The sequence below is a fragment of the Aquabacterium fontiphilum genome, assembly GCF_009909205.1.
In the GTDB taxonomy this organism is placed as follows: Bacteria; Pseudomonadota; Gammaproteobacteria; order Burkholderiales; family Burkholderiaceae_C; genus Aquabacterium; species Aquabacterium fontiphilum.
On record NZ_JAAAPN010000002.1, the window covers coordinates 1 to 15,601 of the forward strand.

The 15,601-nt window shown below is 65.2% G+C and carries 12 protein-coding genes; 7 read left to right on the forward strand and 5 right to left on the reverse strand.

Features of this window, described 5'->3' with window-relative positions; all coding sequences use genetic code 11:
- The 7 genes from GTZ97_RS02070 to GTZ97_RS02100 all read left to right on the forward strand — a co-directional run.
- A partial coding sequence (locus tag GTZ97_RS02070) for a GDP-mannose 4,6-dehydratase (RefSeq protein WP_201748137.1) occupies positions 1–227 on the forward strand: 227 nt, incomplete at its 5' end.
- 99 nt (positions 228–326) lie between these two features.
- The gene (locus tag GTZ97_RS02075; RefSeq protein WP_161648871.1) at positions 327–1,433 is read left to right on the forward strand and encodes a hypothetical protein; all 1,107 of its coding nucleotides are present in this window, start codon (positions 327–329) and stop codon (positions 1,431–1,433) included.
- Positions 1,427–2,389, forward strand: coding sequence for a glycosyltransferase family 2 protein (locus GTZ97_RS02080; RefSeq protein ID WP_161648872.1), 963 nt, complete (start codon positions 1,427–1,429; stop codon positions 2,387–2,389). The genes GTZ97_RS02075 and GTZ97_RS02080 overlap by 7 nt, the downstream gene beginning before the upstream one ends.
- 3 nt (positions 2,390–2,392) lie before the next feature.
- Positions 2,393–3,571, forward strand: coding sequence for a glycosyltransferase (locus GTZ97_RS02085; protein ID WP_161648873.1), 1,179 nt, complete (start codon positions 2,393–2,395; stop codon positions 3,569–3,571).
- Entirely contained in the window at positions 3,519–4,826 is a 1,308-nt protein-coding gene (locus tag GTZ97_RS02090) for a lipopolysaccharide biosynthesis protein (RefSeq protein ID WP_161648874.1), read from the forward strand. The genes GTZ97_RS02085 and GTZ97_RS02090 overlap by 53 nt, the downstream gene beginning before the upstream one ends.
- A complete protein-coding gene (locus tag GTZ97_RS02095; RefSeq protein ID WP_161648875.1) occupies positions 4,823–5,683 on the forward strand; it encodes an alpha-1,2-fucosyltransferase in 861 nt (286 codons plus the stop codon). The genes GTZ97_RS02090 and GTZ97_RS02095 overlap by 4 nt, the downstream gene beginning before the upstream one ends.
- 11 nt (positions 5,684–5,694) lie before the next feature.
- A complete protein-coding gene (locus GTZ97_RS02100; protein ID WP_161648876.1) occupies positions 5,695–8,316 on the forward strand; it encodes a right-handed parallel beta-helix repeat-containing protein in 2,622 nt (873 codons plus the stop codon).
- Between the two features lie 29 nt (positions 8,317–8,345).
- Here GTZ97_RS02100 and GTZ97_RS02105 read toward each other — a convergent pair whose 3' ends face one another.
- From GTZ97_RS02105 to glnE, 5 genes are all read right to left on the reverse strand, one after another.
- On the reverse strand, positions 8,346–9,269 hold the full coding sequence (locus GTZ97_RS02105; protein WP_161648877.1) for a polysaccharide biosynthesis tyrosine autokinase: 924 nt from the start codon (positions 9,267–9,269) through the stop codon (positions 8,346–8,348).
- A gap of 12 nt (positions 9,270–9,281) precedes the next feature.
- Complete coding sequence (epsF, locus tag GTZ97_RS02110) at positions 9,282–10,727, reverse strand: chain length determinant protein EpsF (RefSeq protein ID WP_161648878.1); 1,446 nt, start codon at positions 10,725–10,727, stop codon at positions 9,282–9,284.
- A gap of 115 nt (positions 10,728–10,842) precedes the next feature.
- A complete protein-coding gene (locus GTZ97_RS02115) occupies positions 10,843–11,841 on the reverse strand; it encodes an EpsD family peptidyl-prolyl cis-trans isomerase (protein ID WP_161648879.1) in 999 nt (332 codons plus the stop codon).
- 110 nt (positions 11,842–11,951) lie between these two features.
- Positions 11,952–12,593 (reverse strand): rhomboid family intramembrane serine protease, encoded by a 642-nt coding sequence (locus GTZ97_RS02120; RefSeq protein ID WP_161648880.1) that lies wholly within the window; start codon positions 12,591–12,593, stop codon positions 11,952–11,954.
- A 6-nt stretch (positions 12,594–12,599) separates the two neighbouring features.
- Positions 12,600–15,494, reverse strand: coding sequence for a bifunctional [glutamate--ammonia ligase]-adenylyl-L-tyrosine phosphorylase/[glutamate--ammonia-ligase] adenylyltransferase (gene glnE / locus GTZ97_RS02125; protein ID WP_161648881.1), 2,895 nt, complete (start codon positions 15,492–15,494; stop codon positions 12,600–12,602).
- Between the last annotated feature and the right edge of the window lie 107 nt (positions 15,495–15,601).

Below are 15,601 nucleotides of genomic sequence, written 5' to 3' on the forward strand. Positions count from 1 at the left end.
GCAAGGTGGGCGATGTGATCGTGCGGGTGGACCCGCGCTACTACCGCCCCACCGAGGTCGAGACGCTGCTGGGCGACCCGACCAAGGCCAAGACCAAGCTGGGCTGGGAGCCCAAGATCACGCTGCACGAGTTGGTGCGCGAGATGGTGCAGAGCGACTACACCAGCGCCAAGCGCGATGACCTGGTCAAGCAGGCCGGCTATCAGGCTTACGACTATCACGAGTGAGCGGTGTTGTTTCGTTCAAAGCCGCTGGATCTGAGTCGAGGCGTCGGCGGGGCCGACGCCTATCGCCAGAGTGGTCGACACCAGATCAGGGTGTCGCACATGGTCTTCTGGTTTGCGTTGGTGGCCGCGCTGATCAGCGCGACCTTGCCGCCGTTTCGCTACTTCTTCCTGTTGACCCCGTTCCTCGTGGTGATTGCCTTGCTGGCAGACGGCGCGGGCAAGTTGCCTGAGGAGATGTGGGTCTATGTGGCGTTTCTGCTGGGTGGTTTGATCTTCTTGCCGCTGGCGGGCAAGGAGGGAATGCGTGACCTGTTTCTTGCCTTTGCGGGCATCAGCGTAGGCTTTCTGGCTTCGGTGCCCAAGATTCGTCTGTGGACGATTGCGCTGCTGACGTTCGGCAGCACGATGGCGTTCTTCGCCATGTTTGGCAACTGGCGCGATTTCCTTCAGTTCGACTTCATGGCCTCGCATTCGCCTTTTGAAAGCGCGACAGCGTTTTACATGGGCGCGTTTGCGGTGTTTGCGGTGTACAGGCGGCAGTGGTTGCTTTACCTCTTCTGTCTGGTGTGTACGGTCTTCTTCCTGAAGCGGATCGCGTTGGTGGGCGCTTTGCTGGTTGGTTTGCTGTTCTTGCTGGGCGAGAAGCGCACGCGATGGTTCCTCAATCCGCTGTTCATGGTGCCAGCCAACCTGTTGGTGATTGGGTTGACCATGGCCTATGCCCTGGGGGTGTTCGACTACGAGATCATGCGCTGGACCAACCAGAGCGCGAACGCGTTCGGGCAGGGGCGGCAGACTTTCCTGTCGGTGCCTTCGCGTGAGATCGTGGAAGAGTGGGGACGCTTTCTGGTGATGGGCAAGGGCGCTGGCGCGGTGTATGACCTGACTCTGTCTGTCGGCGTGATGGACGGGGCCGACAAGATCAACCTGCACAGCGATCTGATGAAGCTGCTGTATGAGTACGGGTTGCTCTGGTACATGGTCGTGATCGGGGTCATGTACTCGGTGCGCAGCTTCCGGGCCAAGCTGTTGGCGGTCTTCATCAATGTGCTGTTCGTCACCGACAACAGCCTGATCTACTACCTCTTGATCTTCTACATCGTGATGTGCGCCCGCATTGACCCGGCCGATCAGCCTGCGCCCGGTGCACCGGCGCAGCCTTCCAAAGGCGCCTCGTTGAAGGGCCGGCCAGCGCGGTCATGGTGATCTCGGTCGTTATTCCCCTGTACAACAAGGCCCACACGATCGACGCTGCCATTGCGTCGGTGGTGGCGCAATCGTTTCCGGAATGGGAGCTGGTTGTCGTGGACGACGGCTCGCGCGACGAGGGGCCGGATGTTGTCGCGCGGTGGGCGGCGGAGGATGGTCGCATCCGCCTGATCCGCCAGCCGAATGGGGGCGTGTCGGCTGCGCGCAATCATGGCGTCCGTGTTGCACGCAGCGAGCGCGTGGCGTTTCTCGATGCGGACGATGTGTGGCTGCCGGGGCATCTGGCGCAGCTCGACGAATTGGCCAGCAAGGTGCCCGATGCGCCCATGTGGGCGACGGCTTATCGGCTGCAGGACGATTCGGGTCTGGATCGGGTCGTGAGGCTGCGTGAGGATGGATCCGCGGACTGGTATTTGATCGACGATTACTTTCTCGAGTCGGTCGAGCGGGAGTTTCCGGTTCACAGTTCGGCGGTCATGGTGTCGCGCGCGGCTTTGCAGGCGGTAGGGGGCTTTCCGGTCGGGGTGGCATCGGGCGAGGACGTGCTGACCTGGGCTCGGCTGAGCTGTCTCGGTGCCTTTCCAATGGGACGCTCGGCGACGGCCATTTACATGGCACCGCCTGTGGCGCCGGACCGTCGCAGGGCGGCAGTGCGTCGGCCAGTGAGTCCATGTCCGGTCTTGGCAGGGCTGGATGCCTTGGCGGGCCGGCATCCCGAACGCGCGCGCAGCTTGGCGCTGTTCAGAGGGCTGTGGTTGCGGATTCGCTCGATGTCCCATTTGGAGCTGAATGAGCGTTGGTCGGCGCTGGTCGATGTACTGGCCGCCGCACGCTGCTCTGGCTTGCGGCGCAGGGATGTGTTGACCGTGCTGCTGCTGTGCATGCCGTATGGGCTGCGCACCCAGGCGCTGGCTCGCTCGCGCGGCTACCGGCCAGCCCGCTCGGGAGCCTGACGCATGCGGGTGTTGCTTGCGCACAGCTACTACCAACAGCATGGTGGAGAGGACTCGGTTGTGGAGGCCGAGTTGGCGTTGTTGCGCGACCATGGCCATGAGGTAGAGACTTGCTTCGAGCACAACAACTGCATGTCGGAGTTGTCGCCGCCTCAGGCAGCGCGGCGCACGATCTGGTGGTCGCAGGGGCACGCGGCCATGCGCAAAATGGTGCGTGCATTCAAGCCGGATGTGGTCCATGTGCACAACACGTTTCAGGCGCTTTCTCCGGCTGTGCTGCAGGCGGTTTCGGCAGAGGGGGTGCCCCTGGTTCAGACACTGCACAACTTCCGCCTGATCTGTCCGCAGGCGATGCTGCTGCGTGACGGCAAGGTGTGCGAGGACTGTGTGGGCAAGCTGCCCTGGCGAGGCGTGGTGCGTGGTTGTTACCGGGGCTCCGTGGCGCAAACAGCCGTGTTGTCGGGCATGCTGTTGGTGCACCGCGCGTTGGGCACCTATGCGAGCGAGGTGGATCGCTTCATCGCGCTGAGCGAGTTCAGCCGGCGTAAGTTGATCGAAGGCGGGCTGCCGGCGGACCGGATCGCGGTCAAGCCCAATTTTTTCGATTGGCCGGAGTCGCCGGTGGTGGAGGGGCGTGCGGGTGGACTGTTCATCGGGCGTCTGTCTCAGGAGAAGGGCATCGGGGTCTTGCTGGCTGCGCGCCGCGAACACGGCTTGTCTGATGTCACCGTGATTGGCGGCGGTGAGGCATACGAGCATGAGGTTGCCCAGGCGTTTGGGGCCGCCTACATGGGCTTTCAGCCACTCGATGCCGTCGTGGCGCGCCTGCGGCAGGCAAGCTTTCTGGTGCTGCCCAGCATCTGCTATGAAAACTTTCCTCGCACCATCGTGGAGGCGTATGCCTGCGGTGTGCCAGTGCTGGCGAGTCGCATGGGCGCCATGGCCGAGCTCGTCGATGACGGGGTTACCGGCTTGCTGTTCGAGCCGGGCGATGCCAGAGACCTCGCGGCCAAGGTGGCGTGGGCCCAGGCGCATCCCGCGGACATGCTGGCCATGGGCCGGCGCGCTCGCGCGGTGTACGAGCAGCGGTATCGACCTCAGGTGAACATGGAGGCGCTGTTGGCCATCTATGAGCAGGCGCGCGAGCATCGTCGACTGCGACAGGGGCGCCGTGATGGCTGAGGGACGGCGCCTGGGCGTGGTGGTCGAGAACGTGCTGTCGAACTACGCCTATGTGGGGCTGATGGCGGGGGTGACGCTGTTCTTGACGCCCTTGTATGTTCGTTGGCTTGGCGCGGAACAGTGGGGGCTGGTGGCGCTGTGTATCACGGTGCAGGCGGTGTTGTTTCTGCTGGATGCTGGTCTCGCCCAGGTGGCACCGCGAGAGTTTGCATCGGCAGTAGAGGATCGCGCCGCGCAGTGGCAACTGTTCGTGCGCTTTCGGGCACTTTATGGCCGCATTGCACTGGCGGCCTTTGTGGTGGGACAGTCCGCCGTGGGTTGGATGCTCGCGGATACGCAATTCGCGTCTGTGGCTGGCGCAGAGTTGGCGCTGCGGTTGGTGTTGTGCCAGTTTGCGTTGACGTTCCTGAACTCGGCGCCCATGGCCTTGTGGAACGGGCTGCAGGAGCAGCGTCGGGCAAACGTGCGCCAGGCGTCGTTCCTCGCGGGCAAGCATGCGCTGGCCCTGGGGATGGTGGGCGGGGGCTGGGCTTCGGCTTGGGCGTATGTGCTGCCTTTTGTGGTCGTGGGCGCGATCGAGGTGGGTTTGAACTACCGCGCGGTGCGCCGCCGCTATGCAGATGTCGCGGCGGCGAAGCCGGTCGAGTCAGTCGGCTCGGCAGGGCTGCTGTCCCGCATCGGCGGATTCGGGGTTGCGGTCCTGGCCGGGATGGCCACCACGCAGATCGACCGCGTGCTGATGGCGTCTTGGCTCACGGTGGATGTGTTTGGCGCATACGCCGTCGTGGTGACATTCGGGCTGGCGTTCATGAACCTTCAACAGCCCTTGCAGAAGGCCTTTCTTCCGAGAGTGGTCAGCGCAGGCGCGGGCTCGGCATCGACGCTGTTCTGGCTGACAGCCGTCCTGTGCGCCTTGCCTTGCTTGCTGGTGGCATGGCAGGCGCATCGGGTGTTGGTGCTCTGGCTGGGGGCTGAGTTGGTTCATCCCGACGCAGCCCGGGTGCTGGCCTGGGCGTTGGTCGGGGTGGCGCTGAACGGCCTGTATGCAGCCGATTACACGCGGATGGTGGCGGCCAATGCCTGGCGTGTGGTGTTGTTCATCAACCTGACGATTCTGGTTGGTCAGGCTGCGTTGCTGGCTTGGGCCGTGCCGCGATGGGGCATGGTGGCTGGCGGATGGTCCTGGGCGTTGTGCGGCGCCACACAGTTCTGTCTGGGGCGCTGGTGGGCGTTGCGGGAAGGTAAGGGGTCATGAAGACGTGGGTGCTGGTTCGCGGCGGTCTGGGCAATCAGATGTTCCAGGTGGCATATGGCGCAGCCTTGAAGGCCCGATATGGCGCCGAGGTGGCGTACGTGGACTTCTCGCAGGATGCGCGGGTGAAGCGTGATTGGGGGCTGGCTCCATTCGGAATTGAGCGTGTGACGCTGTCCCCCGCGCGCTGGCGGCTGGTGCGGTGGGTTGTGATTGGGGCGCGCCGGTTGCAGGACCGCGCCGGCTTGCCGGTGCCCGACCATGTCTGGGTCGAGCCCGAGGTGGGTGGTTGGCGGCCATGGCCCCGGCGCGCGCCGTGGCTGGTGGACGGCTACTGGCAGCAGGTGCGTTATCTGGAAGGCATGCTGCCTACGCTGCGGCGCTTGTTTGCGGTGGATCTGCGCGATCACGGGGCCAGTGTGACGGCGTGGCGGCAGGCCGCACGACCACTTGTGGCGCTCCATGCGCGCCGCGGTGATTACGTGTCAGACCCCGCCGCAGCCATGCACCTGGTATGCGATGTGGGCTACTACCGCCGAGCCTGGGAGCATCTGCGGCAGTCGGTTCCTGACGCTCGCCTGGTGGTGTTCTCGGATGACCCGCAATGGGCTCGGGCGAACCTGCAGTTTGCAGAAGACATGATTTTTGCCACGCCCGCTGCGGATCAGCCAGCCTGGGTAGACATGATGCGCATGCGTGCATGCGATCATTTCATCATCTCCAACAGCTCTTACAGCTGGTGGGCCGCCTTCCTGGCCGAGGGGCCCGACAAGCGCGTGGTGGCACCGGATCACTGGTTGGTCGGTGTGCCTACGAGCGGGATCGGAATTTGCCCGGAAGACTGGACCTTGCTGAGGTAAGGACAACCGACATGGCCTTGATGCGTCGAGCGTGGGAATGTGTGTTCGCCGTGCTGTTCGCCAGTGCGCACGCAGCGCCAGTGGATGTGGTCATCCGCGTTCCAACGGGCGGCGGCTCGGACGCCGTGACCAAGGCGCTCGCCGAGGCCAGGCAGGCACGGCAGAAGCTGCCCAGTGGGGCAACTGGCGCGATTCGAGTGGTGTTTCCAGCAGGCGAGTTTCCGATATTCGACACGGTGGAGTTGACGCCGGCAGACTCTGGAACCTCGGCCGTACCGTTGGTGTTGGAAGGCGCGCCATCCGGTGCCTCGCGCTGGGTGGGGGCCTGGCGGCTGCAGGATCCGCGGCAGGGGCCAGGCGGGCGCCTGGAGTACGCACTGCCGGCGTCCCGACGTACACCGGACTTCCGCGTTGGCGGGCAGTTCTTTGTGGGCGACCAACGCGCGGTATTGGCTCGCTCGCCCAACTTGGGTAGCCACTGGGTGGTCAAGGCACCAGCGTCCGCGGGCAGCAAGGCGGCTTTTGTGGCCGACAAGGCCGCTGCGGACGTGTTGGGTGCCTTGTCGGCGGACGAACGCGAGCGGGCGTGGCTACATGTCTACCAGTCCTGGACCACGGGCCGCCACAGGGTGCGATCAGCGGCGCGGGACGGGGGCACAGTCACGATCACCCCGGAGGCGAACTGGCCTTTCCAACAGTTTGGCGCGACGCAGCGCTACCTCCTCGAGAACGCGCCAAGCGCGCTGGATGCCGCTGGCGAGTGGCTGATGACTGCTGGGGCCGTATGGTATGTGCCCAAGTCGGCGAACGACCGCGGGACAACGGCGTACTTGCCGGTCAATGAGCGGCTTCTGGTGTTCAAGGGCGATGCCGCTCGCGGGCGGTGGGTGGAGCATGTGCACGTCAGGGGACTGCGCTTCGCCTACACGTACCAACCACTGTTGGGTGGTGCGGCGCAGGGCGACTGGCAGGGCGCCGTTCGTGTTCCGGCGGCCATCGAGATGCAGGGCACCCGGTTCGTCAAACTGCAGGACTGCGAGATCGCCCACACGGGTGGCTATGCCGCTTGGCTGCGCGATGCCGTGCAGCATGTGACCATTGAGCGCTGCGCAATGCGGGACCTCGGCGCGGGAGGGGTCAAAGTCGGTGAACCTGACAAGCCTGTGCCGGGCCGTCCGGCGACCGGATTCAACCGCCTGCTCGAGAACGTGATCACCGGTACCGGCGAGGTGTTTCCCGGGGGGCTGGGGGTCTGGATCGGTCATTCGTTTGGCAACGTGATCCAGGGCAACGTCATCGCCAACACGCGCTATTCCGGGATCTCGGTGGGGTGGCAATGGGGGTATGGGGCGGCCACTTCGGGCGACAACACGGTGCGGCGCAATGTGTTGTGGAACATCGGGCAGGGCGAACTGGCTGATTTGGGCGGCATCTACACCCTGGGCCGGGCACCCGGGACGGTCATCAGTGGCAACTATGTGCGCAGGGTGCGTGGCTTTCCTGACTATGGTGCCGGTGCCTGGGGCATTTATGCCGATGAGGGTTCGTCAGATTTTGCCGTGCGCGGCAATGTGGTGATGGAGGCCCAGTCGGGGGGCTTTCATCTGCACTATGGGCGGGATCTGACCGTTGCCGACAATTTCCTCCTGGGTAGCGGTGCGCCGGAGGTCAGTTGGACGGACGTTCGCCAAAGCGGTCCCTGGAGCCTGGAGAACAATGTGCTTCTGGGGAAGGATGATGCCGCGCTCAAGATCGCTGGGACGCTTGCCGGGTGGGTGGCTCGCGGCAACCTGCTGCCGGAAGGGCAGCAAGCCGGTCGTGGCGTCTGTAAAGAGGGCTGCCAGTCCCGGCCGGGCCTTCGCTTGATCGGCGGTGAGTCCGACGTGGCCGCGCTGGAGTTGCAAGGTTTGCCTCCGGAGCGCAACGCGGTGTTTCGCGAGGTACTCAGCCAGGCCCAGGCTCGCGTGGAAGCGGTCCGACGGGACCTTCCCGGCGTCATGCCGGGGGCAGGGGCGCGTGAGCTTCGGTTCGCGCCTCAGCCCCAGGTGCCCGGCGTGAGACTGGATTTTGCCGACATGCCGTTGGCCACCCAGCCTGCGCCCTTGCGGTACTCGCCTTCGGGGCGCCCCGATCTTGCTCAGGTCGCCATGGCGGAGCCCGGTCGAGGTCGCCACTGCCTGCGATTGACTGATGGGGTGCCCGGACTGGCGAGCTTCGATCCCCATGTGTTTCTGGATTACAAGGCTTCCGCCGGCACCGTCACGGTGGTGTTTGACGTGTGGGTGGACGAACTGACGCGGTTGGTTCACGAGTGGCGTGACGGCTCCGAGCCTTTCCGGACGGGGCCGAGCCTCACCTTGCGCGGCGATGGCTTGGAGGTGGCTGGCAGGACTTTGCTGTCTTGGCGACCACGCGCCTGGTACAAGGTGGCGGTGAGCGCCCGCACGGGCGGTGGGCCGGCACGATGGGAGCTCACCGTGACCATGCCGGATGGACAGGTCAGGAGATGGCGAGACTTGCCCACCGTTTCAGATCGCTGGGATCGACTCGCATGGATGGGCTGGGTGTCGTCCACGGAACAGGCGTCACGTACCTGTATGGCGGGCTTGGCTGTGTCGACCGGCCCTGAATGATGCTGGCCGGGCGCGCCGGCCCGTTGCGCTCAAAACTCGTTGACGATGCTGCCTATCAGCTTGGCAGGGCCCATGGCAACGACTCTGGAGAGTTGTTCGACGGCATGAATGCGCGTCTGGTTCTGCCTTGCAACAATGAGCGCGGCGCCGCATTTGGCAGCGCATACGGCCCCGTCTGTGCCCAATGACGCAGCGGGCGTGTCGACGATGATGCGGTCGAACTTGGTCTTGAGTTCGCGCAGCATGAGGCCGAAAGCAGGCCGCTCAAGCAACTCCAGCGGGTTCGGTGGCGTGGGGCCTACTGGCAGCACGAAAAGGTTGGGCAGCCCTTCGACCGACTGGATCACCTTGGTGGCCGCACGTCCGGACAAGATGGACGACAACCCTCCAGCACGGTCGGAAAGCCGGAAGACTTCGTGCAGGCGGGGGTTACGCATGTCTGCGTCGATAAGCAGCGTGCGGCCAGGAAGCTGAGAGAACGCTACTGCGATGTTGGCCGCGAAGTAGGTCTTGCCGTCTCCACTGTTGGGGCTGATGACACAGATGGCAGGTCGGGGGCCGTCTTCTTGGCTGTACACCTTCATGATGAGGTGGCTGCGAATGGCGCGGAACGCCTCAGCCTGATCGGTGAACGGCTTTGTGGCCACCACCAGTTCGGGATGGATGGCCGACTTGTTCTCGTTGGCGTACGGGTAATGGAACTGTTGTGCCAGCGCCCAGAGCACGTCATCGCTGTTGGCCAGCCCGAGAGCGACAGCCGCCTCGCCGAAACGCACCCCATTCTCACGCTGGTAGTCGAGGATGCGCTCGATCTGCTCAGGTGAGAGGTTGTTGGCCTCAGAGATGATCTCGCCAATGGAGCGCTCGCGCGGAACCTGCTCGGTGTCCTGAAAGCTGGAAGGTACTGCGGCGTCCATCGGGTTGCTGCGCGAAGGCTGAAAGTCTTTGTTCATGTTGGGCAGGCGTCAGGCGTGGTCGAGCGCGGTGCTGCCCGTACTTCGGTTGAGCATGATCCTGCTGTTTGCCTCCCGCGGCTGGCGTGACAGCCGCCCGAACAGGGATCGCTTGTTGCCAGGGGCCGGGATCACGCCGATGACAGGGATGTCCAGGGCCTGAACCAGATCGAATGGGCCACGCACCTTGCGATCAAGCAGTTCCATGCCGAGTGCGGCCATCATGCCAAGGAAGGTGCCGACCGTCATGGCCACCAGGGTGTTGATCAGCATCTTGGGCGAGGCGTGCGAAATGGGCTCGGTCGCGGCGCTCAGCAGCGAGATGCTGGACTGATTGGCGCTGCTTTCCAGATTGGTCTGGCTCAAGCGGGCCTGAATGGAGTCATAAATCCGCTGGGCGCTTTCAACCTCGCGCTCCATCACTTGCAGTTCACCGCGGTCTTCCTTCATCTTCAGGACGCGCAGTCGCTGTGCTTCGTACTCGGCCAGAGCCTGCGCTTCGCGAGCGGTGCTGACGCGATTGGACAGCGACACGCTGGTCGTGACCTTCGAGGTTTCAGAGCGCAGGCGCTGGTTCAGCGCTTCGATGTTGGCTCGGGCCTCGATGACTTGCGGATGGGCATCGCCAAATCGGGCAGAAAGCTCTTCCAGCCGCGCTTCAACGCGCGCCAACTCCGTCTTGATGGCCGAGACGACGGGGTTGCTGAGCACGTCGGTCACCCGATCAGGATTGGCTTGCGCGACACTGGATCGGCTGCCGGTTTCGGCCTTGAGCATGCGCAGGGCGGTGATCTGTGTGCCCAGATCGTTCAGCCGTGCCGTTTCGACGTCAAGCCGTTCTTCTGTGACGACGATGCCTTTTTCCTTCTGAGCCTGGGCCAAGCGGAGCTGCGCTGCCTCAAGCTTGTCGCGCGCCAGTCGTGCCCGTTCTTCGAAGAAATCTGCATAGCGTCGTGCGGGGTCGACGCGGAGTTGAACGGTGGAGTCGATGTAGGCGCGTGCAAAGGCGTTGGCCAATGCCGCCGAGAATCGAGGATCTGCTCCTTCGTAAACGATCTCGATGACGTTCGATTCACGAGAGGGGCGAACACGCAGGCCTTTGCCGATCAGATCGGCCACCCAGGCCACATAGTCGCCACGTCCTTTGGCCTCAGTCTCCCACTTGCGACGGATGTCGGGTGATTCGTGGAGCCGCATGGCCCTCACCACCCTTTGTGCGACGGCGGGACTCTTGATGATGTCCACCTGGGTAGCCAGGTAGGCTGCAGGCGGCAAAGCATTGAATGCGTTGACCGAAACAGGATCGGGACGGGCGTCCACCATCACTGTGGCGGTTGACTCATACGTCTTGGGCAGCCACCAACTCACCACCACTGTCAGCGCGATGATGCTGAACGCAACGCCGATCACAAGCCAGAGTCTGGCTCTGATCACGCGGACAAACTGATCAAAATTCATGCTGCTGATCCGCTGCGCGGACGGGTTACTTCGGCTGGGCGGAGTGGATGCCGGGCAACCTGAGGTTGCCCGGACGTTTCTTGTAGTGTCTGCCAGTTTTAAAAAGAAGAATCAGTTATTTCAGGCCGGACAGCCCCTTATTCAGTGCGTTTGCGTCAAGCGCGCCCGAAGCGGCGTCGCTGGCGGCCGGCGCAGTCAGCGGCGTGTCCACCGACTGGGGTGCCGAGGCAGCGCCCTCAGGAGCCTTTTCGGCAAACTTGCCCAAATATTCAATTTTCGCTGCTTCGCGCAGGGTCTTGATTTCCTTCTGGGCGAATTCGCGACGGCGTTCGACGGTCAGGTACTGTTCGATGATGGGTTTGGCTTGCTCGAAGTTGACGGGCTGCTGACGCGAGGCGACCACCAGCACGGCCTTGAAGCCATCTGGGGCGGTGATGTAGAGGGCCTCGCCGTCGTTGACCTTGGCCAGTTGGTCGATGATGGCCATGGGCAAGTTCTCGGCGGCCTGGGTGACCTGGTTGGCGTTGAACTTCACGCCGCTGGCCTTGAGAACTTCGCCGAACTCTTGAGGTGTCTTGGTGGCCTGCAGGGCCTTGATGAGCGGCTGATACTCTTCGGGCTTGCCCGGAATGGTGTACTCCTGCAGGGCGTAGATCTTGCGCTGCGAGAACAGCGCGGGCTTCTCGTCGTAGTACTTGCGCACTTCTTCCGGGGTGGGCGCGGAGGTGGCAGAGGCCGATGCGCGCTCGAGGTAGGCACGTGCCAGGATGCTGCGGCGGGCGGCGTCGAGGGCCTGGACGATCTGCGGATCGCGGTCGAGTTTCTGCTCTTCGGCCTTGGCAACGGCCAGCTGCTGGTCGATCAGGCTTTCCAGCACGCGGCGGCTGGCTTCTTCGGCTTGCTCGGGCTTGAGGCCTTGCTGACGCTCGAGCACCTGGTTGATCTGGTGAACCGTGATTTCGTCGCCGTTGACGCGAGCGGCTGCCTGGGTGGCCTTGGCGCCGGATTCGGATTTGTCACCACAGGCTGCCAGCGCGGCGGCAAGCACGATGGGCGCCAGGGCCAGCAGACGGGTAGGGCGTTGACGGGCAAAAACAGGCAGACGGCTGGACATGATCTTGGAAGAGGTTGTGTTGGTGAGAGAAGGGACTGACCATGGACGGGAACATGAAGTTCCCGCCGGCATGCATCCACGGGGGTAAACGAGGGTAGGCGCGCGATGTGTCAGTCTGGTGATGCCTGCGGCTGCCGGGGCGGCTGGGCCATCAGGGCGATGAGCCAACCCAGGGCGCTGCCAGCAAGGCTCCCTGAAAAATGCGCCCAGGGGGCCACATTTATAGCCGACTCGGCCGAAGCGATGAGCGTGGTTTGCCAGGGGTTTTCCATGAAAACCTTCAAGGCGAGCCCCCCCATCAAGAGGGTGCCCAGCTTGGGGCGGGCGCCCGGGTGTCGGTCGGCGAGGTGGAATGCGGCGAGCACGCCGACGCCTGCATGCAACACGCCGGACATGCCGATGTAGCGATTGAGCTCAGGCTCGGCCAGCATGCCGATGTGGGTCAGCGGCCAAGCCAGTGCCCAGGCCAGGCCGGCGACCGGCGGCATGCGCCCCAGTTGCCCGAGCCCGGCGAGTGCGACCAGTGCGATCAGGTTGCCGAGGTAGTGGGCCGCGCTGCCGTGCAACCAGGCGGCACTCCAGTACACCCAGGGCGGTTGCTGCCAGCCGCGATCAGGCTGCAAGGCGAGCGGGGCGGCCCAGGTGGGCCAGTCGGTCAGCGGCTGGTCGAGCGGCACCCAGCCCAGCAGGCTGGCAGGCAGGCCGAGGGCCAGGGCCACGGCCCACCAGGCCCACGGCAGGGAGTGGGGCATGCGGTGTCAGGCCGGCGCGCCGGGCGGGACGCCGAACACCGCGTGCCACAGGTGGACGACCGCTTCGCGGTGGACCTGGACGCTGGCGAGCTGGTCCGGGCCCAGCCGGGTCGGCGACTCATTGAGCCGGGCGCGGTGCTGGATGCGGCGCAGCATGCGGTAGGCCTGGCCGGCCGCCAGGCCGACGCCTTCGGGGAGCAGCCCGGCCTGTTCTGCGCGCTGCAACAGGGCGATGTTGCCGACGTTGTCGAGCAGGGCCGGGTGGGCGTGGCTGTGGGCCAGCACCAGGTACTGCACGACGAACTCGATGTCGATCATGCCGCCGGGGCAGTGCTTGACGTCGAAGTGGTCGCCCGGGCAGGGGTGGGCTTCGCGCAGGCGGTTGCGCATGGCAATGACCTCGTCGCGCAGCGCATCCGGGTTGCGCTCGGTGGCCAGCACGGCGCGGCGTGTGGCTTCGAAGCGGGCGGCCAGCGCCGGCTCGCCCGCACACCAGCGGGCGCGCGAGAGGGCTTGGTGCTCCCAGGTCCAGGCGGTGTTGCTGCCGCGCTGGCGCTGGTAGTCGTCAAAGGCGTGGAAGCTGGTGACCAGCAGGCCGGAGTTGCCGTTGGGCCGCAGCGCGGTGTCGATTTCGAACAGCTCGCCGGCAGCGGTGCGCAGCGTGAGCCAGTTGATGTACTTGCGGGCAAACGCCAGGTAGGCGTCGATGGCGGATGGCGCGTCGGGGCCGCCGCCTTCGTCGGCGTCCTGGGTTTCGTCGAACAGGAAGACGACATCCAGATCCGAGCCGTAGCCCAGCTCCTTGCCGCCGAGCTTGCCGTAGGCGATCACGGCGAAGTGGGGTTGGCGGCCCACGGCGTAGGCAGCCTGGCGCGTGGGCCGCTGTTGCAGGTGGCTCCAGGCCCAGCGCAGGGCGACGCTCAGCGTGGCGTCGGCCAGCGCGGAGAGGTCGTCGGCCACCTGTTCGACCGTCAGCAGGCCTTCGACATCGCGCACCAGGGTGCGGAAAACTTCGGCGTGGTGGGCGCGGCGCAGGGTGTCGAGCAGCGATTCTTCGTCGGCTTGGCCGGCGCGTTGCCAGGCCTGGTAGCGGTCTTCCAGTTCCTGCTCGTAGGTGGCCGCGTCGAAGCGGCCTTCCATGAGCCGAGGGTCGGCCAGCTCGTCGATGACGCCCGGGTGGCGCAGCAGGTAGCGCATGGGCCACTTGGCTAGACCGAGCAGGCGCAGCAGGCGGTGCAGCACTTCCGGCCGCTCGATGAGCAGTGCCAGGTAGCTGTCGCGGCGCAGCAGCGGGTTGAGCCATTCGACGAAGCGCACCACGGCTTCCGCGCCGAGGGCTTCGTCGCCGTCGTCGGGCTGCAGGGCCAGGCGGGTGGCGCGGCCGATGAGCTTGGCCAGGCGCAGCTTGGCGCCGTCCGACAGCATGGTGACTTTGCTCTGCGAAGCAAACAGGCGCACAGGCTCGGCCACGCCCTCGGGCAGTCGGCTGAGGAACTCCTCGGTGTCCACAGGCGCCGGGGGCTGGCCGCACCCCTTGCAGCCGCCGGCTGGCGCCTCGCGGCCGTCGTGAAGCAGGGCATCGAATTCGGTGGCCACGAGTTCACGCACGCGGCACAACGCCTCCAGCATGCGGCAGGTGCGGCTGAGGCAGTCCGGGCGTTCGGGCGGGCCCTCTTCGCGGTCGGTCACGCCCAGGCTGGCGGCGATCCAGGCGAGGTCGTCGTCGTTCGTGGGCAGCAGGTGGGTCTGCTGGTCATCGAGGAACTGGATGCGGTGTTCGACTCGGCGCAGAAAGGTGTAGCAAAGGGCCAGCTTGTCCGCGGTTTCGGCGGGAATCAGGCCGCGCGCGACGAGCCGGGGCAGGGCTTTGAGCGTGGAGCGCGTGCGGATTTCGGGGAATTGACCGCCACGCACGACCTGCAGCAACTGGACGGTGAACTCGATTTCGCGGATGCCGCCGCGCGAGAGCTTGACGTCGTTGGCGCGCTCGGGGCGGCCGGCCGCGCGCCGGTTGGCCTCGTCGCGGATCTTGCGGTGGAGCTGGCGCAGGCCCTCGAAGACGCCGTAGTCGAGGTAACGGCGATAGACGAAGGGCATGACCAGGTTGCGCAGGGCCAGGGCGCGGTTGTGGTGTGCGCCACCAGGCATGCACCGGCGCGGGGCGACGATGCGGCTCTTGAGCCAGGCAAAGCGCTCCCATTCGCGGCCCTGCACGAGGAAATACTCTTCGAGCATGGCCATGCTGACCACGGGCGGCCCGGAGTTCCCGTTGGGGCGCAGTGCCAGATCGACGCGGAAGACGAAGCCGTCTTCGGTGGTGTCGTCGATCAGGGCCGAGATCTTGCGTACGACCTGGCTGAAGTACTCGTGGGCGGTGATGCGGCCACGTGGGCCGCTGCCATCATCGATGCCCGCCGTCATGCCGTCGTCTTCGTAGACGTAGATCAGATCGATGTCGGACGAGACATTGAGCTCGCGCCCGCCGAGCTTGCCCATGCCGACGACCCAGAGGTCAATGCGTTCGCCCTGCTCGTTGAGCGGGGGGCCGTGACGTGCGTCGAGTTCGGCCTCGGCTTCGGCGAGCGCGGCGTCGAGCGTCGTTTCTGCCAGCTCGGTCATGGCCAGCGTGATGGCGGCCATGGGCGCGCCGGCTTCGATGTCCTGGGTGGCCAGGCGCTCCATGACGAGTTGCCGGGCCACGCGCAGGGCCGCCGGAAGGGCGTGCCCCTGCTGTTGGAGGTGGCTGATCAGGGCGAGGATGTCGGCGGTTCGCGGCACGCCTGCGCAGGCGGCTTCGAACGCGGCGCGCTCGGCTTCGTAGCGGCGTCGGATGCGCTGGACGTAGCGCGAGTGATGGGCCGGTGCCGAGGTGGGCGCCGCATCGGAAGGAAAATCAAACATGGAACCGAACTGCCGATGGGGGGGTCTGTGCTAGGGTAGTCGTTTGTCGATCCCGCAAGCAGCAAGGCAGATGGTAGAGCACCGCCGCCGCCCGTGATCTAGGTGGT